This window comes from Thermococcus argininiproducens (assembly GCF_023746595.1).
GTDB classification, from domain to species: Archaea; Methanobacteriota_B; Thermococci; order Thermococcales; family Thermococcaceae; genus Thermococcus_A; species Thermococcus_A argininiproducens.
This window is the reverse complement of sequence record NZ_CP080572.1, coordinates 860,915-883,915: the sequence shown is the minus strand read 5'-3', so window position 1 is coordinate 883,915 and position 23,001 is coordinate 860,915. Positions and strand designations below refer to the sequence as shown.

Here is a 23,001-nt window from a genome sequence, read left to right as displayed (position 1 = left end):
CTTGTTTTGTGTATAAAAAAGGATTTCTAAACCCTTAGCTTTTTAACCAAAGGTTAAATACACCAAGCTTGCCTTTGTAAAGTTATGTCATCAAGTATTTAACCAACAGAAGACTACAACATGGTTTAATCCATTCCATCAATGTAGACTTTTGTCCCCAAATGTATTAGTTAAACACCGAAGAACATGAAATGAAATCCTAATAGTGGATCTTTTCAAAGGCCAGGATTAACATACTCACTAAATACATCCCTGAAATCGAGTAAAAAGCCCCTTCATAACCTATTTTGTCGATTAGGAAGCCTACAAAATACGGACCAGTCGTCGCTCCAAAGAATCCCATCATATTAACAAACCCCATAACAGTTCCAAGGTTCTCGGGTGTTGCATGCTCACTGGTGTAAGCTGTTACTGCAGGACCCACTGAATAAAAAAACAAACCTAAAGGCAGGACTAGTGGCGGGTAAGACGTTTTTACCAGAATGAATGACAAAACAGCGTTAAAGGACAGAATGCATATCAAACTAGCTTCCCTAATTTTATCGTATACTGTTCCACCTGCGATGGATCCAAAAATTCCAACAATGGAAAGGATGGAAAAATAGAATGAGGCTTCCTCTAAACTTCTACCCTTGTTAACAAAGAAGTCAGGAAGAAAAGTCAATATTCCAAAGAACGCAGCCAATAATAGAAAATTCATTACACTTAAGCCAAGAATATTTTTGGGAATCTGGAACCTTGGTCTTTCAACCTGTTTTACTTCCCCTTTAATAGCGAACATTAAAGCAACTCCTATTGTGGCACTCATTAGAGAAAGGACTAAAAATGAATATCTCCACTCCAAAGTTAAGGCTATTGGAACTGCAATAGCTGGAGCAATCGCACTTCCCACGGGAGGTCCAATCATGAAAATCCCCAATGCTGAGCCTTTTCTTTCTTTGTAAATTTCACTTATTAATGCAGTAGAGGGAGCATAATAGAGCCCTGCAAAAAGACCATAAAGTGCTCTGACAGCCAATAGATGCCAGTAATCTCTTGCAAATAGCATAAAAGCACTTGCCAGTGAGTATCCTAATATACTCATTACAACAAGCCTTTTTCTGCCGAGTTTATCCCCAAAATATCCCGCAGGAACTTGAATTAATGCATAAGGAAGCAAAAGAGATGTCATCAACAACCCTGCCTGAGCATTTGTTATGCTAAACTCTCCTTTAATAATAGGAATAAGAGGAGGAATAGACATTCTGTGGGCATAGTTGAATATCCATCCAAGAGATAGCAGTATGAGAAGCTTTTTACGCATGTTTTAGGTGAATAATTAAACGCTTAAAAATTTATCGAAGAGTTAAGTATAAAAAGGGGAGAAAGTAGGGAGAATGGGAGGAACATGGTAAGCAAACTTCTCGCACTTGAAGTCTATCCAAACTTGAGAGATCTCGATTTTAAGGTATTAAGAGGAGTAGAGTTAAATATGCGCCATTACGAATGGGTGCCTCTAGAGAATATTGCAAAATTTGCAAAAGTTGATATCGAAACTGCTTCTCATCGATTAGGAAAGCTTGACAACTGGGGGCTCGTGAGAAGAAGGAGTGATATAGGATATATTGGTTATCAGCTAACAATTCATGGATATGATGCTTTAGTGATAAGGGCATTTGCCCAAAAAGGAGTCATCAAAGCAATAAGCCAAACCCAGATCGGCGTTGGAAAAGAGGCCGATGTATATATCGGGATAACTCCCAGCGAAGAAAAAGTTGCGGTTAAGTTTAACCGAATTGGAAGAACAAGTTATACAAGAATAAAACTTTACAGACCCGATTTTATAGATAAAAGACATATTTCCTGGTTATATATTTCCAGACTTGTTGCCCAAAGAGAATACGAGGCACTTCAACTTCTAAACCCAATAGCAAAAGTTCCAAAACCAATTGCATGGAACAGACATGCAATTGTCATGGAGTTCATAGAAGGTGTTGAGCTTATAGAACTTACAGATACAGACCTAACAAGAGAAGAAGCCCTTGAAATACTTAATAAAGTTCTAGAAGAATACAAAAAGATAGTGGAATTCGGCATAATACACTCTGATATGAGCCTTTACAACATAGTCCTTAAAAGTAATGGAGACATATTAATAATTGATTGGCCCCAATATCTGACAACAGGATTTCCGGATGCTAAATATTATCTTGAAAGAGATCTACAAGTGCTTTTGAACTCATTTAAGAAAAAATGGGGAGTAAAATTAAATTGGGAAGAAGTCTGGGAAGAATTCGAAGCAGCCTTCAAAATGAGCCTTAGAAGGGAGTAATAAAGATGAAAAAAGAAGAGCTTGCAGTACTGGTATTTAAAGATGCTCAAAAGGCTTTAAATAATAAACAACTAGAAATAGCAAAAGAAAAATTTAGCACCGTTATGGAATTAGCAGAGGGCTCTCATCCATGGTTATATTTTGAAGCTTGTTTTGGCCTTGTGGAGACTTATATAGAAGAAGAAAACTACAAGAATGCAATAAATAATGCTTTTAAAGCTATTCTATATGCTCCAAACCAAGAAATGTATTTCCTAGGATTAGAAAGACTCAAAAGCATTTTCATAATAATAAAGAAAAATAATAAAATAAGTTCTTTAAGTAGCAATTTTGAAACTGTAACAGAGAAGAAAAATGAAGAGCTGTATGACTTCTCAAGAGCTATAAATGCTATCGCAAGAGGTAATCACAGAGAAGCCCAATCAATTATAAATAGTTTAAAAACAAATGAACTCAAAAACATAATTCGTTTACTTTTGGAATAACCCTTGAAGAACTTTATTTAAGTATTCTTTCTCTGGCCTTATAGGAAAGTTGTATGGTTCACTGCTTGGCTTTTCGTTATAATACGGCCTATTACATCCTGGACATCCATGAGTCATGAAAGCTCCTTCACTAAGCACTTTGAAAAACTCTTCTCGTGAGAGGTCAAAACTAACGAGCTTTCCATCTTTAAACTTAAAATCTTCAATCCTTTTTATTCCGTTCTTAATTAGATAGAGACCAATCTGCATCAATCTGTATCTTTCAAGAGGTGGAGGAGACCTCCTCTCAAGAGCAGTCCCCCTAACTGGAGTAAACGCAAAAATGGAAACTTCCGCCCCAATATCGTATGCCCTTTGAATTGTACCCAAAAATTCCTCCTCACTTTCGCCTAACCCAAAGATTAAATGGATAAACGCACTTCTTTCTCCAAAAATCTGTATAATGTCCTTTGCAAACTCCCACATTTCATCCCAAGTGTACATAGAGTCCTTTATCATGTTATAAATTTCTTCACTTGCGACATCTAAACCCACTCCCACGTAATCGACACCAAATTTCTTAAATTGTCTAAGATACTCCCTATTTACAGGAGTAATTGAAAGAGAAACCGGCAGCTCAACTCCAGAAAATGCCTTAAGAAGTACTAACACGTCTTTCACAAGATTTGGATAGTCTATAGTTTGAAGACATATCCTCGCAAAGTTCGAATCTCCGAGTCTAGACACTACGTCATTTAAATCAAAGGCAGGCCAAGTTATTCTGGAAAGTTTCTCTACATCTGCTCTGCTTTCTCTTGCCTGGACACAGAAAGCACAATTATTGAGGCACTTTCCTTCGTAATATGTCATAAAATAGGCTGTCGTAGGCCTTGCTAACATTCTGCCTCTTTTTAACCCTAACATTACTGCAGTTCCATAGGAAACTCTGATTTTCATTTTTTACTCCTCCTTACTACCTTAAGAATTATGAGACTTAGGAGGGATAAAAAGGTTAGGATTGGGAGGAAGAGGAATATCCTCTCATACCCTTCAAGCTCTGCAACATACCCCAAAATTAAGGGGCCCGAAAGATAACCAAGATCAAAAAACATCGTATAAACACTCGATCCCATTCCACGTATATTTTTAGGCAAATTTGCCAAAGCCAGCATCTGCAGAGAAGGAACCGTTAGACCAAACCCTGCTCCAAGGACAATAGCACTTAAATATGCCTTGGGAGGTAGTAAATACGAAAATAAGGCTAAATATGCTGAAGTTATTAAAATGATTCCTATCGAAGCCACTGGTACAGGCCCTCTCTTATCAGCTTCTTTGCCTCCAAAAACCCTAGTTAAGAGACTGAAACCACCCATAATACTAGCATAGATACCAAAAACACTTGTCCCAAGACCTGAAATTTTGTAATATGCAGGAAGGAATGTGTACATCCCACTATATGCAAAAACCATGAAAAGGAGTGAAAAAGACGCAAAAATAAATGGGGCCGTTATTAGATCTCTGTAAGATCCTTTGATTTCTTCCTGCGCTCTTGCCTCTACTTTAGTTCTAACCTCCCTATACGCCTTTAGAACAAACAGAAAACCGACTAAAGAAATGATGATGGTGAATAAAAACGCTGACTGGAACCCAAGATAATCAGCCATAAACCCTCCTAATGCAGGACCTATAAGCTGGCTTATAGAAAACATCGTTCCTCTCCATCCTAATGTCTCTCCCACCCTGCCCTTAGGTGCAAGGTCTATGGCTGTTGAGAGAGATGATGGGAAGAAAAACGCGGCGGCCATCCCATGAACTGCCCGTCCTACAGCAAAGATCACCAAGCTTTTCATGAAGAAAGAGAGTACATAAAACATACCAGCTACTGCTCCAAAGAGAGTACCAAGCATCATAACTTCAAAACTCTTTCCCCTATCTCCCAAAATTCCTCCTACTGGTTTTAAGGCAAAAGCGAAAATTGATGAGACTGAAGCCACAGTTCCTACAACAAAGGGAGTTGCCCCAAGCTGAATAGCAAGCGGAGAAATTAGAGGAGCTACTAAAATATATCCTAAGAAGAAGAAAAATGTCGAAAAGTGAAGAAGCCAAAGATCTTTTCTTTCCATGGCCCTATCTCCTAAATGTCGGCAATTGGCTTTTCCATACCCTCTTTTAGATATGCAACACTCATATGTTTTGTATTTCTCGCAAAACCTATGTTACCATTTATATCAACCATTATTATTCCCATATTATCATTTCCAAAATACCGAGTAGCTAGCTCAATGGCAGCTTCACTAGCTTTTTGAGCATTCATACCAGATTTAACAAAATCTGTCGCTGTTTTAGCCAGGGCTAATTTCATAGCGACTTCCCCAAGGCCAGTACATGAAGCTCCTGCAAATTCGTTAGCATAAGTTCCACTCCCAATTATTGGAGTATCGCCAACCCTCCCAAACATTTTTAGGAATACTCCTCCTGTTGATGTGCCAGCCACAATTTCTTCTCCGTCAAATGCTACAGCCCCCACCGTGCTTCTAAGAAGTTCAGGATATTCCCTTATCAGCTCACTTATTCTTTTCCAGTGAGGTATAGATCCCTCGTTGAGAAGCTTCTCTTTGAGTTTTTTCCATTGTTCAAGTCTTTCTTCTGTTATTGGGTCATACTCTTCAAACCCTACCAAACGAGCAAATTTAACGGCCCCCTCTCCCACAAGGAGTACATGATCTGTTTTTTCCATGACCTTTCTCGCAACACTTATTGGATTTTTAACACCCCATACACCAGCTACAGCTCCTGCTTCCAGATTAGAACTCATAATAGCTGCATCCATCTCAACTTTACCATCCAAGGTTAAAACACTGCCAGTTCCTGCATTAAAGATGGGATTATCCTCCAACACTTTAACAGCCTCTTCAACTGCATCAAGAGCTGAACCCCTTTTTAATTCTTTCCAACCTGCTAAAACAGCCTCTCTTACTCCTTCAAGAATCTTTGGAATTCTCTCTTCATTTCTTATTGTACCGGCCCCACCATGAACAATAATCGCCTTCATGAACGCCACCATCAATTAATGTCTTCGAAAGGTTAAAAGCATTATGGAAACGGAAAGAGAGTAGCCTTAATACGTCCATAGCCCTCATTAGCTTAGACTCATGTTGATTATGGTTTCTCCTATATTTTCGAGATACTCGAGTATCCTACGATAGCTATCCATGGCCAAGGATTTTCTATAATCTATTGACTTTATATGTTCTTTTAATTCGAGCATTATTGCATCAATTTTCTTTAGGTCTTTTCTAGTCATCTGACTCATCACTTTTTGGATTATTTCTTTTAAGTATGCAATATTAAGATCTGGATCAAAATTCTCAGCAATCCGCACCATATGATCTCCTATTCTTTCAATATTACGAACTATAAACAGCACTCCAAGAAGGTCGAAATTTCGTTTAATTAACCCACCATCCTTAACTATGCTTCCTCCGGAGAGAATCTTATTCACTGCCCTTAAGGTTAGAAAGTAAAAGCGGTCGAGCTCATTTTCTAGTCCATTTATATCTCTAAGTACTTCCTTTTTCTCGAACTCACTTATAAGTGTCAGATCCTCAATCATGGAGATTAAAATTGAAGTTAATCTTTCTATGATCTCCTTCAGGTTTACCTCTTCATCAGCGAGCAAGCTTTTACTTGTAATTCTAAGCGGCTCTTCTAAGATTATCTCTAGTCCTGGAAGGTTTTGAATCGTTTGGCGTATTTTCACTTTATATATTGGCATGTCTTCTGTAAATTTCACATCTATAATATCATAGCCTTGAATATAAGCAGAAATTAATAGCCTCACAGCCATGTCCGGGGAAATTTCTTTAGAGATTAAAAGTTCTCTACTTTCACTTATTTCTCTTGGTTCCTTAGGGAATATCAAAAGCGATCCATCAGGGTTTATAGTTATAGGAACTATATCCCCTTGTTTCAGATTATTCTCTCTAACCCATTTTTTTGGAAGTGATATTATATATGAGCTTCTTCCCGTAAATTGTATCTTTCTAAACTCCATATATATCACCCGATCTATATAGAGAATTGTGTAGAATATAAATATTATGATACTCTATTCTTCATCTATAATCCTCTTCATCCATGTTCCCCTTAAAAACCATGCAAAACCAAAAAGCCCTGCTATAACATTACTAAGTCCCATACCTAGGAAAACTCCCATAGATGATCCAATGATAATATAGCCAAGAAAATAACTCAAAGGTATTCTTAGGCCCCAAAGTCTTAGGATTCCAAGCATCATGCTCTTCTTTGTATGCCCTGAAGCTCTAAAGACGTTATTAACTACAACAAAGAGACCATTAAAAAATGGAACAGAAGTTAAGAAGTATCTCCAAACAATTGCACTCTCCTCAACAACCGCTCTATCATCGAGGAAAATTCTAAAAATCGGCACTCTTAAGGCTCCAATGACAATGACGGCTGTAGTTGCTATAGCAACGTTTACTATCATCGTCCTCTCGGCAATCTTCCTTGCCCTCTCATAGTTCTCAGCGCCAACGTTTTGGGCTATCATAGTTCCCATCGCCATGCTTATCCCCCTAGAGATGCTCGTGAGAAAATTCACAAGGCGAGTTGTAATTGTATAAGCAGCGTATGTAACATCACCAAAGCCAAATATTATACGAGTTAAGATAACAAATCCAAAACTGTTCGCAGATTGGCCAATTCCGGAGGGAAGGCCTACTCTAAAAATTTTCTTATAAAAGACAAAATCCGGTCTCAAAGAAGTAAAAGTAAGATGCAAACCAGCTTTTCCTGTGAAAAGAAGGTATGTACCGATTATTGATCCCAAAGTATTTGAAAAGACCGTAGCTATTGCAGCTCCAGCCACTCCAAGTCTCGGAACCCCAAAGAACCCAAATATCAAAATTGGATCAAGAATAACATTAAGCAACACTGTGAAGATATTTATCTTAACTGGTGTTTTTGTATCCCCCGTGGCCCTCATAAGGGCACTAAACGCAAATCCCATGAATGAAAACGGCAAACCCAAAAAGATTATCCTAACATAAGTTAAGGCATAAGGATAGACATTGGGAGTAACCTTCATGAATTCCAAAGCCTTGGGTGTGATAAGAAACCCTACAATAGCAGTTAAAGAAGCAAAAAATAGAACCAGAGAATACAATGCCCCAGCAGCCTTATTGGCTTTTTGGTATTCTTTCGCCCCTATATACTGACCCACAAAAGCAAATCCTGCAATAGCAAATCCTTGTCCTAAATTCATAAGAGTTCCAATAAGAGGCCAAGATACTCCTGGAGCTGATAATGCCTCTCTCCCAATTTTTCCAAGCCAAAAAGTATCAGTTATGTTATAGAGCACATGAATAAGGTTGTTGATTATTAATGGATAAGCTAGTCTGAAAAGTGTCTTTTCTATGTTCCCTTCTAGAATTTCGATCCGCATCTGGTCTATCTTTGCCATATTAAATACTTATCGAAGCGTTAATATATAAACTTAATGGTCTATTATCCTTTTCATCCATGAACCTCTCAAGAACCACAAAAACCCAATTACAGCAGCTAGCACATTGCTTAACCCCATTCCAAGCCATACTCCCATTGTATCTGCAGTGAACTTCCCAAGAGAGTAGGCTAGAGGTATTCTAAGCATCCACAGTCTTAACATACCTAAAACCATGCTCTTCTTTGTATGCCCCGAACTCTGGAAAACATTACTTACGGCAGCAAAAATTCCAAAAAATGGCAAAGAGAATGCAAAGTATCTCACAAATTTAACACTCTCATTCAACACTCTCTCATCTTTAATAAAGAAGCCAAATATCTGGGCTCTAAATACAACTACTATTATCGTCCCAATCCCTAGCACGAGTAAATTGGTAAGCATGGCCCTCTCAGCGATCTTTTTTGCCCTTTCATATTTCTCAGCACCAACATTCTGTCCTACCATGGTTCCCATTGCTTGGCTTATTCCATTCGCTATAGCAAACATAAAATTCGTAAGTCTGTTTCCTATTGTATATGTAGCAAAGGCAACAGTCCCATAGATGTAGATTATCCTCGTAAGGACTACAAATCCAAAAGCGTCTGTAGAGAACCCTACACTTGAAGGCAAACCGACTCTAAAAATGCGTTCATAAAAGCTCCATTCGGGTTTAAGATTCTCAAGGGTCAAATGTATCCCTACCTTTCCCCTGAAGAGTAAATACCCTCCAATTAATGAACCAACACTATTTGAGAACATTGTGGCAACAGCAGCACCTATAACCCCCAATTTCGGAAATCCCAGCCATCCAAAGATAAGGAGAGGATCAAGAATAATATTAAGGAAAACTGTAAACATGTTAATTTTTACTGGTGTTTTTGTATCCCCAACTGCTCTTAAGAGGAAGTTGAAGGCGAATAATGTAAACGAGAAAGGTATTCCAATAAAAATTATCCTAATATAACTAAGAGCATAGGGGTAAACTTCTGGTGTAACCTTCATAAACTTGAGTGCAAAAGGCGCTATAACTAAACCAAATATGGCTACAAACGCTGAGAAGATCATCATAAGTGAGTATAAAGCACCAGCAGCGCGATTAGCTTTTTCATAATCCTTTGCTCCAACATACTGACTTACAAAGGCAAACCCAGCAGTGGTAAATCCCATTCCAATGCTCATGAAGAACCACACAAGAGGCCAAGAAGTTCCTGGAGCAGAAAGTTCCTCTGTACCAAGTCTGCCAAGCCAAAACGTATCAGTTAAGTTGTAAAGAACTTGGACCATATTATTAATAATCAATGGATAAGCTAACTTAAGCATAGTTCTCTCTATGTTTCCCTCTACAATTTCTTGTCGCATTGCTTGGAGTTTTTCCCCATCCAAGTTCTCCACCAACTGCGGATTTGATGATCATCTACTATATTTGTTCCTCCAAAATTGGACATCGAGGTTAATTAAATGAAAATCGAAACGTTATTATAAAAAGCTTATTATGGATAAATTATCCGCAAAAAAGCATTAAAAACCCAAAACAAACAATTAAGAGAAAAGAAATTAAAGAGTTCAGAATTCGAGCTCTTCTTCCTTGTATATCTGCTTTCTGGCAGCTTCAAGCATCATTCTCTGCTCTTCTCTTGCAACTACTTTCCTTATGAGCTCAACTGCATCTGGGTTAGCCGAGAGGCTGTCAATACCAAGTCTAACAAGGATCTTTGCCATCTTTGGATCGCTAGCTGCTTGTCCACAAATGCTTGTCTCAACACCATACTTCTTACATACCTTGATAACATGTTTAATAAGCTTGACAACTGCTGGGTGTGTCTCATCGTAAAGTTTGAAGACTCTCTCGTTGTCTCTGTCTATTGCAAGTGTGTACTGAGTAAGGTCATTTGTACCAAAGCTGATAAAGTCAATGCCTTCTTTACAGAGGTCTTCAATAATGAGAGCTGATGCTGGTGTTTCAACCATGACACCGAACTCAACATCCTTGTGTGGCTCAAGACCGACTTCTCTTGCGATTCTCTTTGCTTCTCTTACTTGTTCAACATGGCTGACAAGTGGAAGCATTACTCCTATGTTATCATAACCCTCATCAACGAGTCTCTTGATAGCCTTAAACTCAGCCTTGAGAAGCTCTGGTTGGTCAAGTCCTCTTCTAATTCCTCTCCATCCAAGCATTGGGTTTCTTTCTTCTGGTTCGTCTTCTCCACCAGGAAGTTCTCTGAACTCATTGGTTGGGGCATCAAGAGTTCTGTACCAGACCCTCCTTGGATAGAATGCCTCAACTACTGTTCTAATACCTTCAACAAGCTTCTCAACGAGTTCTTCTTCCTTACCCTCGTTGATAAACTTGATTGGGTGTGCTCCAATACCTAAAATCATGTGCTCTGCTCTGAGTAATCCTACGCCATCAGCACCAGTAGCAGCTGCTCTCTCAGCAACTTCAGGCATTGAAACGTTTACCTTCACCTCCGTGGCTGTGACAAGTGGAGCTCCAGCCACCACAACTTGGCCAGCTGCTTTTTCCTCTTCCTTCTCTTTAACAAGGCTCTTAACGATACCCTCGTAAACAACACCTCTTGTACCGTCAACAGTTATGAGCATCCCATCCTTGAGAACCTTTGTAGCTTCCTTAGTACCAACGACAGCTGGAATACCAAGTTCTCTTGAAACAATGGCAGCGTGGCATGTTCTTCCACCCTCGTCAGTAACAATAGCTGCAGCCCTCTTCATTGCTGGGACCATGTCTGGGTTGGTCATTGTAGTAACAAGGATGTCTCCTTCCTTAACCTTGTCAATTTCATCAGCTTCAAATATGATGACAACCTTACCTGCACCAATTCCTGGTGAGGCACCAAGACCCTTAAGAAGAACCTTCATTTCTTCAGTCATTTCAGCTTCCTCCGTTTTAACTTCCTCTTTTAATGTTGTAACAGGCCTTGACTGGACGATATAAAGCTTGCCATCATCCTTATCATAGGCCCACTCAATGTCTTGTGGCCATCCGTAGTGTTCCTCAATCTTGGCACCTATTTGGGCAACTTCAATTATTTGTTCATCTGTAAGTACTTGCTTCTCAACATACTCTGGGCCAAGGTACTCAGCAGTTGAAACTTTAACAGTTCCCTTACCTGTCTCGGGGTTCCTGACAATCATTATTTCCTTCTTAGCAATGAATTTCTCCTTAATCTTCCATGTGCCCTTCTCGACAATATACTCATCAGGGCTTACAGCACCACTAACTACTGCTTCACCAAGTCCCCATGCAGCATTTATCATTATCTCGCTTCTATCACTTGTGACAGGGTTTGCAGTGAACATAACACCACTTGTCTCACTGTTAACCATCTTTTGAACAACGGCACTCAAGTAAACCTTTGAGTGGTCAAATCCTTGTTTTGCTCTATAGAAGGTAGCTCTTGCAGTCCAAAGTGAAGCCCAGCATCTTTTAACTTTCTCCTTAACGTCATCAACACCAACAACATCAAGATATGTCTCCTGTTGACCTGCAAAAGAGGCCTCTGGAAGATCTTCAGCTGTAGCTGAGCTTCTAACAGCAACATAGACCTCTTCCTTACCAAATCTTTGTGAAAGCTCTTTATAGGCCTGCTCTATTTCTTTAGCTATCTCCTCAGGCATTTCCATTGAGATTATTTTCTCCCTAATCTTGGCAGTGTTCTCTTGGAGTTGTTTGCTGTCGTCAACATTAGTTTTACTTACAACATCCATAATCCACTCTTGAAGAGTTCTTCCATCTTCAACCTTGACATTTTCAACAAAATACTTGTATGCCTCAGCTGTAACACAGAATCCCGGTGGGACTGGTATTCCTGCGCTTGTCATTTCTCCAAGGTTTGCACCCTTCCCACCTACAAGTGGGACGTCTTCTTTTCTCAGTTCCTCAAACCACTTTATGAATCTATATTCCATCTCGATCCCTCCTTTTAGAATAACCGTGGGTGATATAGAGAGAGCCTATTTAAAATTAACTGTCCAAAAATGGCTTTTGAGTCCATAAAATACTCTTCAAAACGACCAAAAGAAAAAGAATATCAAAAAGATTGGGAAGAGATCATCCCTTCAACTAAATCGATAGCACCCCTAATGCCATATATGTACTCTAAAGCCCGAAAGATATCCAATGTGCTCTGCAATGGTCTCGGTTCTTTATTAAGATCATAAGTGGTTTTGATGATCTCAAGCATTTGCTCTTTTTCACGTTCCATCCCTGCAATGTGATAAACAAAAAGAACATTTGCATAGGTGGCTCTTGAATAACCATAACCTTTTTCGCCTTTAAATCTACCATTATCCTCCTGCTGCTCTCTAATCCATTCTGCTGCCTTTTTAATTGCTGGCAAAACTCTCTCATCTCCACTAAGTTGGTAATATCTAGCCAAGCCAAATGCCGTAACTATTGTACCTCCCAAGCTCTTTTTCCAGCTCCCATCGCTTCTTTGTTCATCCAAGATCTTTGTTATTATATTATCCAAAACAGTCTTGTTGAATAATCCATACTCATAGAGAATAGGCAACATCTGAGCTTCGGCAAATAAATCTCCCTTCTTATCTTTTGATGTTGTCATAATATAATCCTCTTGAATCCTCGTTCTCAGATAGGACATGGTTTTTTCCTGTCCTTCAAAGGATAATCCTTTAAGAGGCTCTATCGTGAACGCAGTATAGAGAGTAAAATCGTTCGGCGGGACCCCTTCTGGGAACCCCCCGTTTTCAAGTTGTTTATACGCGAGCCATCTGAGTAACCATTCATACCTCTCTTTAAACCATTCGTTTCCGGTTTCTTGATAGAGGTATGAATAAATCCTAGCTATTCTGGCATTAAGGAAGTAATCACCTTTATATCCATCATCAAAGTCGGCATAGTTATAACCCGTCCAAAAACGCTCTAAGAACTCCACAAACTTCTCATGCTCTCCAGAATATAATATTTTATCCTGAGTAGGGGGTAGCAAGGGAGGGTTTGGAACAAACTCGTAAAGCTCTGAGTTTCCATTGACAAAAAGCGTCTTAAAGTGTGTATCATAAGGTGCATACTCCATAAGCCCATACTTTATAAGACCGTAAGCTCTTCTGTATTTATCCACATACACATAGCTCACATTGTATGCTTTCATTAGAGTGTAAACTCTATCTTTCTGAGTAGAACTAAACATCACCACATGATCTGCGTATGCCTTCTTTGCCTCCTGAGGGTCAGGAGCTTTCTCAAAAAACCCCTGATAAACTTTCTTCCACATCACCACGTCTTTTCTATGAGTGTTACCAATTAATAAATATCCTAAGTCCCACCATACTAAGAATACTGCGTCTTCCGGTGTGTTCTCTTTTATCCACTCAAAAGCCTCTTTGTCTTTCACTGTCGGAGGGGTTATATAAGCATAAGCTGAATATGCACCTTGAAAAACGGGGCCAAGGAAGAGTAAAGCTATCGCAAGAGATACAATTTTTTTGTTTAATAGTAGTTTTCTAAATACTCCTGCTCCCCACCCACTTATGTCGGCGGTTATTTTCTCCAAGGCCCATTGAACTCGTGGAAATACTTCATCAACCAAAAATTCTGCTGCCATTATTGATAGAGGTAACGAAGCATAGGGATCTCTAAACCTAAAGGCAATACTCCCAAAAATCATGAAAGACCAAGCCCATAAAGCTAGCCCTTGCCTGATTGGCCCCCCTTCAAAGTATCTTTTAGTGGCTAGAACTCCAAAGATTAGTTGGATAATACCAATCCACTTGAGGTATCCTAAAGCTGTAACCTCTTCCCTTGGCATTCTTGAGATGAGACCTCTTATAAACTCACCACTAACAGGAGCATAGTAAAGTAACACACCAATAAAGGCCAACCCTACTAAATAATGAAGATGTTTCTTAACCCAAGGAATGAAATATATAAATGCCATTAGAATTCCCACACCAACAAAAAATACCCATCCCCTGTGTGTAACCATGTAAATAGGTAGTAAAACTATTAAGGATGCTATATACTTTGGTTCTCCAGTTTTAAAAAACCGCACTAAGAGCCATAAGCCAATTACAAATAACAATATTCCCAGATTTTCTGGAATGTAGAGGCTTGTCCTGTAAACAAAATTTGGAGCAAAACCCACTAAAAGAGTTGCTAGAAAAGCCTTTTTCTCATCTTCTAAAATCTCCTTGGATAGATAATAAAATGCAACTAGAGATAAAATCCCATAGATAGCTGGCAGGATGAAAAAGACATAATCAGTCTCGAAAATGGAATATATGAACGCACCTATTACATGGAATAATGGAGGATAACTATAGGCTTTAAGCCCTAAAAGAGAACCCACATCCTTTGAAAGTACACCTATTCCGTTGTTTACTATTCTCAAAGTAAGATCTCTGTGAAGATATTCATCATAAACAGCAAGTAACAAAGTTCTATGAGGAATCAGTCTCACAATGAAAGATGTTATAAGTAACAATGCAAATTTGGACCTTTTCATCTTTTTCACCCCTAACTCTTTTAATATCCTTTTCACTTTATTAAAGTTGGTGGTTCAATGAAGGCCCTAAAGCTTTTCAGTCTTGCGTTCTTTACCCATCTACTTTTAATGGTTTATGCTAACACTTTTCTAAGTGAAAAACTTTATGCAGCCGAGTTTCCTTTTCACAAGATTCTCATTGCCATATTTATCTCACTGGCCTTCTTTGGAGTTCTCGTTTTTGGATATTTAAAACCAATAAAGCTACCAAAATCAGTATACTGGCTCATGCTATTTATTCTCTCTTTTGCACTTCCCGGTTATGGACAACTTGCTGTTTTAATCATGTTCTTCCTTTCTAAAGAACACAATGTTTTTGAGAAATATGCGAAATTTGTGCTCTTAGGCTCGATTCTCTCCATAATTTCCCTCTATGCCATTGAAGGGATACCCCTTTTCCATTGGGAACTAAGATTCAAACTTGTCAAACCACTTGTCCTTTTTGCATTTTTGGGAGGGATCTCTCTGACATACTGCACATTAAACTGGAAACTCAAAACATTAGTCTTTGTACTCTTTGAAATCTTATTCTTTGTTGGGACTTTTAGGTCTCTGATGCTTCTGGCATTTCTATTCTATTTTCTGCCTTACTATTACGATAACAAGCTGAGTTTTGAGAGAATTCTTATTGCCCTTCCTGTATTCTTGTTTGTGATATATTTAAGCGGAAACCTTGAGGGTCTTTTAACAAGAATGGGCTTTACCTTCTTAGTATTCCACAACATAGTCTCAGTTTCACTTCCATTTGGATTTTTCCATGGAAAACTTTTGCTTCACAGCGATCCAAGATGGAGAATTGCATTTATGTTCACTCTTAATGGGAGATACACATACTCTCTCTTTGGCCAGCCAATAGCAGACTTTGGGATCTTCGGGGCATTAGAAGCTTATCTTCTTGGGACCCTGTTAAGGTTCTCAGAAAAGAATAAAACAACTGCAAGTGTTGTTTTAGCAACTTTAATCTATGCCCTTGAAAGTGGAATTGATGCGTTTTTGCTCTCTGTGTTGTTGCTTTTTGGTGGTGTTTACTACAAATACTCATCGAAAGGCTAAAATAGGCCTTTAATTTACTTAATTCTGGTGCTTACTATGAACCCCCTTGAAGAAGCCCTTAAAATTAAAGAGCAGATAATTGCCTGGCGTAGAGATTTTCACATGCACCCCGAGCTTGGTTATGAAGAGGAACGAACCTCTCAAATAGTTGAAGAGCATTTGAAAGAATGGGGATACAAAATTAAGCGTGTTGGAACAGGAATAATAGCAGAAATTGGGAATGGAACAAAAACAATAGCATTAAGAGCTGATATGGATGCGTTGCCGATTCAGGAGGAGAATGATGTCCCTTACAAGTCCAGAATTCCAGGAAAAATGCACGCTTGCGGTCATGATGCACATACGGCAATGCTCCTCGGAACAGCAAAAATAATAGCTCAACATGTGGACGAACTCCCTAATAAAGTCAGATTAGTATTCCAACCGGCAGAAGAAGGAGGTAATGGAGCACTCAAAATGATTGAAGGCGGTGCTCTAGAAAATGTAAATGCTATTTTCGGCATTCATGTATGGAGGAATCTTCCAAGTGGTGTTATAGGAATTAGAGATGGACCACTCATGGCCGGGGTTGGAAAATTTGACGTGAAGATTATTGGAAAAGGCGGACATGGTGCTTTACCCCACGAAACTATTGATCCCATGCCAATAGCTGCCCAAGCAATTTTAGCCTTTCAAACAATAATAAGTAGAAACCTAAACCCATTAGAAAGTGGTGTTATAAGTGTAGGAGTTATAAAAGGTGGAAACGCATTTAACATAATCTCCGGAGAAGTTGAGATGAGTGGAACCTATCGATTTTTCAATACAGAAACCAAAGATCTCATTGAAAAAAGAATTAACGAAGTTCTAAAGGGACTAACCTCTGCATATGGGGCCTCTTATGAATTGAAAGTTGAAGAAATAGGACCACCGACAATAAATGACCCTAAGATGGCAGAATTAGTAAAAACAATTGCCAAGAGAATGGGGTTAAATGTTGTCGAGGCCAAAAAAACAATGGGAGCTGAAGATTTTGCATTCTATTTACAAAAAGTACCAGGAGCCTTTATTTTCCTTGGAACAAAGAACGAAGCAAAGGGAATAATCCATCCCCATCATCATCCAAAATTTGATGTAGATGAGGAGATATTGCACCTAGGAACAGCTTTAGAGGTTGGACTGGCTTTTGAGACACTTTAGTCCGATTTTTTAATTTTGAAATTTTTCCATTTATTTAGATTATTTATTGAAAAATTTCTAATCCATTTCTTTTTCTATTGTTAACATCTCAACAACCATTGTTGGTTATTAAAGAATAATCATGGTGTTCATAAGACATATTTATACCGTAATGCCGAAATGCTTATATCGATGTACATCATAATGAGATGGTGAAGTACTTTACTGGAGGGACGAAAATGGATAGACGGACATTGAGTGTTCTTATTGTAATATTGATCGTACTTTCAGCAATTCCTACTGCCTTAGGCTCTACAAAGACCCCTCAAATTTCATATAAAGTAACAAAAATCGCCTCCCCAAATAATAACCAAGAGACATTCATAGACCCATCAGAAAAAATCGATCCTAAATTACTTGAAATCCTAGATGGAAAAGAAACACAAGGAGTTCTTGAACTCAATAATCAAAAGATAATCCTACTTCATATTATAACAACAGAAGAAATTAGTTCTAAAATACTCGGTGCAGAAATTCTAGGAAAGACAAAAGTTCTAAATAATTACATTTACATCGTAAAAATTCCAGTAAAAAGAGATAGCAAAACCACATTAAGAAAGATCGCATCTCTTCCAGAAGTAGAAGCAATCACACGTATAAACCCAGTAGAACCTATTGAAATCAATAAAAATGAAGAAAATTCTTTAACATTCATGAAACTACCTCGCTCAAAATTCGCTGAAAGAGCTAAAACATTGAGACCAAAAGAAAGCTTAGATAAGGGGAAAGTGCTTTCTTTCAAAGATATTCTCTCAGGAGAGCTCAGAAAGCTTAGAGAAAACAGTCCTGCAAATCGGGGAGAAGCCAAATTAGCTATCTCAAGTGCCAAAGTCAAACCTCCATCACAACCTACTGATTATTTCGCTATATACCATCATGGTTCTTGGAATACCTGGTTTGATCTAGGGATCACTGGAGAAGGAGTAAATGTAGCAGTAATAGATAGTGGTGTCGATTTTGGAAACCCTGATCTTCAGGATGCTTATGCAGTTGATACAAATCCGAACTCTACATACTATGGGTGGCCAATAGCTTTTGACGGAAACTCCATGATCAATTATCTGCTTTTTGGATATACATTTGCAGACTTTGCCACATTCTCAGGATATCTATCCTCATGGTATGCCAACACAAGCTACCCAATTGAACCATATCCTGTATATGGATACTTTGGAATTGGATACAAAGGAAACTACACTACGGTCTTCACTAGCTTTGATTTAGCAAATGTTCCAGATGATAGTGAAAGAGCCCAACTTATCAACAACACTCTCACGTGGATTGGAAACGTGAGTAATATTCTTCTTGTGGATGATGATGGAGGAGATCTTCTAGAATTGTTCTATGTCAGTGCCCTAGATTCTCTAGGTGCTAATTACACCTACTATGAAATTCCAAATGAGACTGCTAACGGACCAAATGTTACAATATTAAGTAATTACAGCCTTATCATATGGTTTACAGGAGCTGCTTACAACAACACTCTCACAAATGCCGACATTGGGAACCTTACTCAGTATCTCGAAAATGGAGGAAAACTTTGGCTAATAAGTGGTGACTACTTATCTGATGGAGGTTTAGATAACACAACCATCAAGTATAATTTCACTGTAAATTACCTCCACATTCTGGATGCCATAGAGGACTACCCAGTACCCACTGTCATATATGACCACACAGGAGATGCCTATTATGGAGGAGAAATCTATCAAGGCCTATGGGAAAGCCCAACTGATATAAATGCAGATTACCTTTATCCAGATGCTAATGCAACAGTTCTCCTTACTGGGTATACAGTCTATGCATATGATCCTCAACTTGGAGGTTTCTACTATGATATTAAACTACCTCTTGACAAAACCTTGAACATTCCAACACAAAGCGGAAATATGAAACTTGGGCTTCACCCAGATATGGCGCTCTGGAATGACTGGTATGGAGGATTCGTCCTCGTAACAGATCCAAATGCAAATCAAACATACGATACCGTATATGTTGACCTAGCTCCCTCAGTAGTTATTGACTTTAACAAAGATAGTGGGCACACTAAGGATAATCCCGTGATCCAATTAGACTTCTGGGACACCTTCGATAATTGGTTTGGTCAAGACGGATATGCAGACCTGTCAGGAGGATTAATCTACTTCATAGCAGATGGAGTAACTCCAATACCATATTCTGACAAAGTTGCTGAGAGATGGGGACTTTCACTCAGAATACCTGGAAATGGTGATCTTGTAGCATTCATGATAGGTAACGTTTACATTGCAGGAGGAGACCACGGAACACTTTGTGCTGCTGCTGTGGGTGCGAGAGGTAGAACTTTCCTAGGATTAACATTTGGTAACGCAATTGGAGCAAAGATAATTGCAGAAGGTTCATTGTACCAAGGGGGTAGTTGGTTAGATTACCTTTACTTCGCAGTTGAGGGGTATGATGGAATAGTTGGTACAGGAGATGAGGCCCTTGTAGCAAGCAACAGCTATTCCGTATCCTCTGATACCCAAAAAGGATTCAGCTGGTATGAGAGATTCCTCTATTACATGACCGAAATGTATGCTCCAAACACAGTGTTCTTGTTTGCTATGGGTAATGGAGGACCAGGATATGGTACCAACCATAGGTATGCCTCATCCCCCGGAGTAATAGGTGTAGGTGGAGCGGTGGAGTTTGGTTATAGAGCATTATTTGGTTATGACGATGGTCCATGGGGCTTTGAATTAGCCAACTATGGAGATGTTGTATGGTTCTCAGACAGAGGACCCAGTGCATTAGGTAGAGTAAAACCAGATGTGCTGGCTGTAGGCGCATATGCTCTTGGAAGCCTACCTGTTAATTACGTAGGAGATGGATACTGGTCTAGTGACTTATGGAGCGGAACAAGCTTAGCTACGCCAATGGCTGCTGGTATCGCAGCTTTAGTTTACGAAGCTTTCTATGAAAGCCATGGAAGGTGGCCAACCGCTCAAGAGGTAAAAGAAATACTAATGAGTACAGCAAAGAATGTCAATCATGATGTATTCAGTCAAGGAGCTGGATTCTTGAACGCATACAAAGCAGTTCAAGCCGCCATGGAATTAGATGGAATCTTAGTTTCTCCAACTAAATGGCAGGCCGGCCACACAGACTATCCAGCATTTGCAAATGTTATCTATCCCGGAGAAAGCGTTTCAAAGACATTTGAAGTTAGAAATATGAATTCCACCGAACCTAAAACCATTGAAATTTCAGCTGAGAGATTTGAAAAGATCGGAGAGGTAGAGTTGGATGTTATAGGAAACTCATGGGCATATTATAGAGTGGATCAGTACATACCAAATGGAACTGATCTAATGAAAATTACTCTATACACAGAATACAAATACTTTGACAGTAATGGAGATTATTCCTCTGATGCATATCCATGGTTCAGGGTATGGGATGTTACATACGTCGGCAATACCTCTACTCTAAACTTACTCACACAAGGGTTAAATGAAGGTAATTCGGTATCAGCCTCCCTAGGAGATCCCCTCACGAAGTTCCATGATGAAATGTGGATCCAAGTTAGAGACCTATGGTATTATTATGGAAAAACCGATACATACCCGGCAAAACTCAAACTAGAATTCTATAAACGAGTGCCTTGGGACTGGATAAGCTTAGAAACCAATTCCTTAACAGTACCCGCTAATGGAAGTGTAACGTTTGAAGCAACAGTAACAGTTCCAGAGAACACATCATATGGAGTCTATGGAGGAGCCATTTATCTCAAATATAACGGAGAAGAGACCACTATCCCCATAAGCGTAGCTGTAGCTTCACCCACTGCTAACTTTGAATTTGGAGGCAATACTACTGCCAGTGGCCTCTATGATAACAGCAATGTATACGGATTCTTCGATTGGGGATGGAGATACGAAAGCGGAGATTGGAGAGTCTTCCACTTCAATATTCCAGAAAGTGAAGAAGGAAGCTATGTACTAGTTGATTTGGACTGGGAAAATGAAATGACAGACATAAACCTACATCTACTCGGGCCTGTTGTAGATGAGTGGAGCACAACATATCCAGACACCTTTGGCCCATATACGCTAAAAGAAATAGGCAGAAGTGATGATGGCTATGTCAGTGCTGGATTATTCCTATACCAAACTACCAGTGGAGATACGGAAGAGCTAATAGGAGCAAAAGCCATCAATGGACTAAATGCCATATTGTTACACAATGTACTCCTCAACGGCACTAAGAACTATGAGACATTCTTCGGAAAGGTAGGTCTTGCTAAAATATATCCCGAGAGATGGGTAGAGACTCTCGACTCACAAACTGGACAAAATACATTCATGGTTGAACTCCCAGCATGGGCCGGAAATATTACAGCGACAGCTTTTGGATTTAGTACTCCAATGGCTTACAGTAACGTAATAGCACCATCTACTGGAGACTCCCACTATTATACTGTAAATGTAACTACCTCACCAATTCTTGATGTAGAACTCAATAGTATCTGGGACGATCTCGTAGGCCTTGACTTGGATCTTTATGTATACTACAACGCCAGTGGTACTCTCATCGAAGTAGGAAGCTCAACAACCGCGACTTCAGATGAAACGGTCACACTTAACTTCCCCAATCCTGGTCAATACGTTATCGAAGTTTACTCATGGTCTAATCCCGCTCCGGGAAGTGCTACTTACGACTTGAAGATTACAACAATAGATGGAACAGAGCTTCAGATCAAGAATATCACAGAATCTAATGGAACCTATACCATAACTGCTGCTTATAATCTAACAGATGACCATATGAATGCTACATTGCCACTTAACGGTATAATACTCATCGGAACAAACAAGAATCCACTTCTCTTCCAAGTACCAGTTGTGTTAACACCTTCGCCCTATGATGTCAAAATCGCAGGAATTGAAACTAGTGGTGTACCATACGTAGATGGGATTTACAATGTAACTATCTACGTGACAAATGAAGGACTCAGCAATGCTACAGATGTCGAGGTAATGCTCATAAGAGACAATATTCCAACTGACATTCAAGTATCAATAGCAACCATTGCCCCAGGAGAAATATACAATGTAACCTTTACTATCCCCGTGGGAGATGCTCTGCTACATGAGTACAAGTTCACTGTAAATGCTCCTCAAGACATAAACATGGAGAATAACGAAAAACTAGTTTATGCTCAAGCTTATGAAGAGGATACATTTGGACAAGAACTCACGAGCAGAAAGGCACTATTCAGTGAGAGTATAGGAGTCGCAGAGATAACCCAGATAAATACTGCTGGTGGAAAGAAAGTAAGAACAACTGTAGAAGGCGAAAACGGTGCTATAGTAACAGTATTCATTGACATTCCTAAAGACAGACCAGGATACTACATAAGAATCACTGGAGGAAAGGAACTATCAAGAACCCTCATAGAACTACCAGAAACAAGGGCCCTTAAGGTACAAGTCCAGATAACCTCCCCTGCCAATAGAACACAAATCCTAGTGTTATATCCACTCACAGGACAAGAACGTATACTCCAATTAAACTACTTCTATTACCTCTCCTATCGGGTACAAATATTCAAGTTTAACAAGCTCTATAAGGAGGCCCTAGAACTGGGAGTTAGCAATGAAACACTACAACAAGCATTAGCACTTAACCAAACCGCTGCTGAATACTACAACTCCGCAATAGAAATGAGTGACTATCGCATACCTCCATACCTAGGAGACATGAGATTAATAATACCTTTAAGGAACGCATACTTAAACATAAGAAACGCCATAAAACTCCTTGAAGAAGCCATACGTGAGATAGAAAGCTCTTAAAATCTTTTAATCTTTTATTATCTTTTAATTATTCACCTATTCTATTTGGCCACTTTAGATCTTAGAGGGAATTAGTCCGCCCAGTGATTAACTTTTTAAACTTCCT

General features: G+C 39.1%; 14 protein-coding genes. 5 read left to right on the top strand and 9 right to left on the bottom strand.

Annotated features, from left to right (window positions below; all coding sequences use genetic code 11):
- Positions 1-199: 199 nt before the first annotated feature.
- On the bottom strand, positions 200-1,303 hold the full coding sequence (locus K1720_RS04545; RefSeq protein ID WP_251950276.1) for an MFS transporter: 1,104 nt from the start codon (positions 1,301-1,303) through the stop codon (positions 200-202).
- Positions 1,304-1,387: 84 nt separating this feature from the next.
- Here K1720_RS04545 and K1720_RS04540 point away from each other — a divergent pair, with 84 nt between their 5' ends.
- A complete protein-coding gene (locus K1720_RS04540) occupies positions 1,388-2,311 on the top strand; it encodes a serine/threonine-protein kinase RIO2 (RefSeq protein ID WP_251950274.1) in 924 nt (307 codons plus the stop codon).
- A 5-nt stretch (positions 2,312-2,316) separates the two neighbouring features.
- Positions 2,317-2,796 (top strand): hypothetical protein, encoded by a 480-nt coding sequence (locus K1720_RS04535; RefSeq protein ID WP_251950272.1) that lies wholly within the window; start codon positions 2,317-2,319, stop codon positions 2,794-2,796.
- On the opposite strand, the gene lipS2 is transcribed toward K1720_RS04535, so the two are convergent.
- The 8 genes from lipS2 to K1720_RS04495 all read right to left on the bottom strand — a co-directional run bounded on the left by lipS2 (position 2,782) and on the right by K1720_RS04495 (position 14,766).
- A complete protein-coding gene (lipS2, locus tag K1720_RS04530) occupies positions 2,782-3,732 on the bottom strand; it encodes a LipS2 family lipoyl synthase (RefSeq protein WP_251950270.1) in 951 nt (316 codons plus the stop codon). The two genes, K1720_RS04535 and lipS2, sit on opposite strands and share 15 nt — an antisense overlap.
- Positions 3,729-4,898 (bottom strand): MFS transporter, encoded by a 1,170-nt coding sequence (locus K1720_RS04525; RefSeq protein WP_251950269.1) that lies wholly within the window; start codon positions 4,896-4,898, stop codon positions 3,729-3,731. Before K1720_RS04525 ends, lipS2 begins: the two co-directional genes overlap by 4 nt.
- Positions 4,899-4,909: 11 nt before the next feature.
- A complete protein-coding gene (locus tag K1720_RS04520) occupies positions 4,910-5,827 on the bottom strand; it encodes an isoaspartyl peptidase/L-asparaginase family protein (protein WP_251950530.1) in 918 nt (305 codons plus the stop codon).
- A gap of 87 nt (positions 5,828-5,914) precedes the next feature.
- Complete coding sequence (locus K1720_RS04515) at positions 5,915-6,829, bottom strand: phosphate signaling complex PhoU family protein (RefSeq protein WP_251950267.1); 915 nt, start codon at positions 6,827-6,829, stop codon at positions 5,915-5,917.
- Positions 6,830-6,883: 54 nt separating this feature from the next.
- Complete coding sequence (locus K1720_RS04510; RefSeq protein ID WP_251950264.1) at positions 6,884-8,257, bottom strand: MATE family efflux transporter; 1,374 nt, start codon at positions 8,255-8,257, stop codon at positions 6,884-6,886.
- 33 nt (positions 8,258-8,290) lie between these two features.
- Positions 8,291-9,661: an MATE family efflux transporter gene (locus K1720_RS04505; protein WP_251950262.1), complete on the bottom strand. Its 1,371-nt coding sequence runs from the start codon at positions 9,659-9,661 to the stop codon at positions 8,291-8,293.
- Between the two features lie 180 nt (positions 9,662-9,841).
- The gene (gene ppsA, locus K1720_RS04500) at positions 9,842-12,208 is read right to left on the bottom strand and encodes a phosphoenolpyruvate synthase (RefSeq protein WP_251950260.1); all 2,367 of its coding nucleotides are present in this window, start codon (positions 12,206-12,208) and stop codon (positions 9,842-9,844) included.
- A 122-nt stretch (positions 12,209-12,330) separates the two neighbouring features.
- Positions 12,331-14,766 carry a DUF6798 domain-containing protein gene (locus tag K1720_RS04495; RefSeq protein WP_251950258.1) on the bottom strand — a complete coding sequence of 812 codons (2,436 nt, stop codon included), beginning with the start codon at positions 14,764-14,766 and terminating at the stop codon, positions 12,331-12,333.
- A gap of 57 nt (positions 14,767-14,823) precedes the next feature.
- Here K1720_RS04495 and K1720_RS04490 point away from each other — a divergent pair, with 57 nt between their 5' ends.
- The 3 genes from K1720_RS04490 to K1720_RS04480 all read left to right on the top strand — a co-directional run bounded on the left by K1720_RS04490 (position 14,824) and on the right by K1720_RS04480 (position 22,895).
- Positions 14,824-15,858, top strand: a complete 1,035-nt coding sequence (locus tag K1720_RS04490; protein ID WP_251950256.1) for an oligosaccharide repeat unit polymerase family protein — start codon at positions 14,824-14,826, stop codon at positions 15,856-15,858.
- Positions 15,859-15,894: 36 nt separating this feature from the next.
- Positions 15,895-17,037, top strand: a complete 1,143-nt coding sequence (locus tag K1720_RS04485; RefSeq protein ID WP_251950254.1) for a M20 metallopeptidase family protein — start codon at positions 15,895-15,897, stop codon at positions 17,035-17,037.
- Between the two features lie 218 nt (positions 17,038-17,255).
- Complete coding sequence (locus K1720_RS04480; protein WP_251950252.1) at positions 17,256-22,895, top strand: S8 family serine peptidase; 5,640 nt, start codon at positions 17,256-17,258, stop codon at positions 22,893-22,895.
- Positions 22,896-23,001 lie beyond the last annotated feature (106 nt).

Coding starts and splice junctions, on each gene's coding strand:
- K1720_RS04545 (WP_251950276.1), bottom strand. CDS start 1,303: ATGCGTAAAAAGCTTCTCATACTGCTATCTCTTGGATGGATATTCAAC.
- K1720_RS04540 (WP_251950274.1), top strand. CDS start 1,388: ATGGTAAGCAAACTTCTCGCACTTGAAGTCTATCCAAACTTGAGAGAT.
- K1720_RS04535 (WP_251950272.1), top strand. CDS start 2,317: ATGAAAAAAGAAGAGCTTGCAGTACTGGTATTTAAAGATGCTCAAAAG.
- lipS2 (WP_251950270.1), bottom strand. CDS start 3,732: ATGAAAATCAGAGTTTCCTATGGAACTGCAGTAATGTTAGGGTTAAAA.
- K1720_RS04525 (WP_251950269.1), bottom strand. CDS start 4,898: ATGGAAAGAAAAGATCTTTGGCTTCTTCACTTTTCGACATTTTTCTTC.
- K1720_RS04520 (WP_251950530.1), bottom strand. CDS start 5,827: ATGAAGGCGATTATTGTTCATGGTGGGGCCGGTACAATAAGAAATGAA.
- K1720_RS04515 (WP_251950267.1), bottom strand. CDS start 6,829: ATGGAGTTTAGAAAGATACAATTTACGGGAAGAAGCTCATATATAATA.
- K1720_RS04510 (WP_251950264.1), bottom strand. CDS start 8,257: ATGGCAAAGATAGACCAGATGCGGATCGAAATTCTAGAAGGGAACATA.
- ppsA (WP_251950260.1), bottom strand. CDS start 12,208: ATGGAATATAGATTCATAAAGTGGTTTGAGGAACTGAGAAAAGAAGAC.
- K1720_RS04495 (WP_251950258.1), bottom strand. CDS start 14,766: ATGAAAAGGTCCAAATTTGCATTGTTACTTATAACATCTTTCATTGTG.
- K1720_RS04490 (WP_251950256.1), top strand. CDS start 14,824: ATGAAGGCCCTAAAGCTTTTCAGTCTTGCGTTCTTTACCCATCTACTT.
- K1720_RS04485 (WP_251950254.1), top strand. CDS start 15,895: ATGAACCCCCTTGAAGAAGCCCTTAAAATTAAAGAGCAGATAATTGCC.
- K1720_RS04480 (WP_251950252.1), top strand. CDS start 17,256: ATGGATAGACGGACATTGAGTGTTCTTATTGTAATATTGATCGTACTT.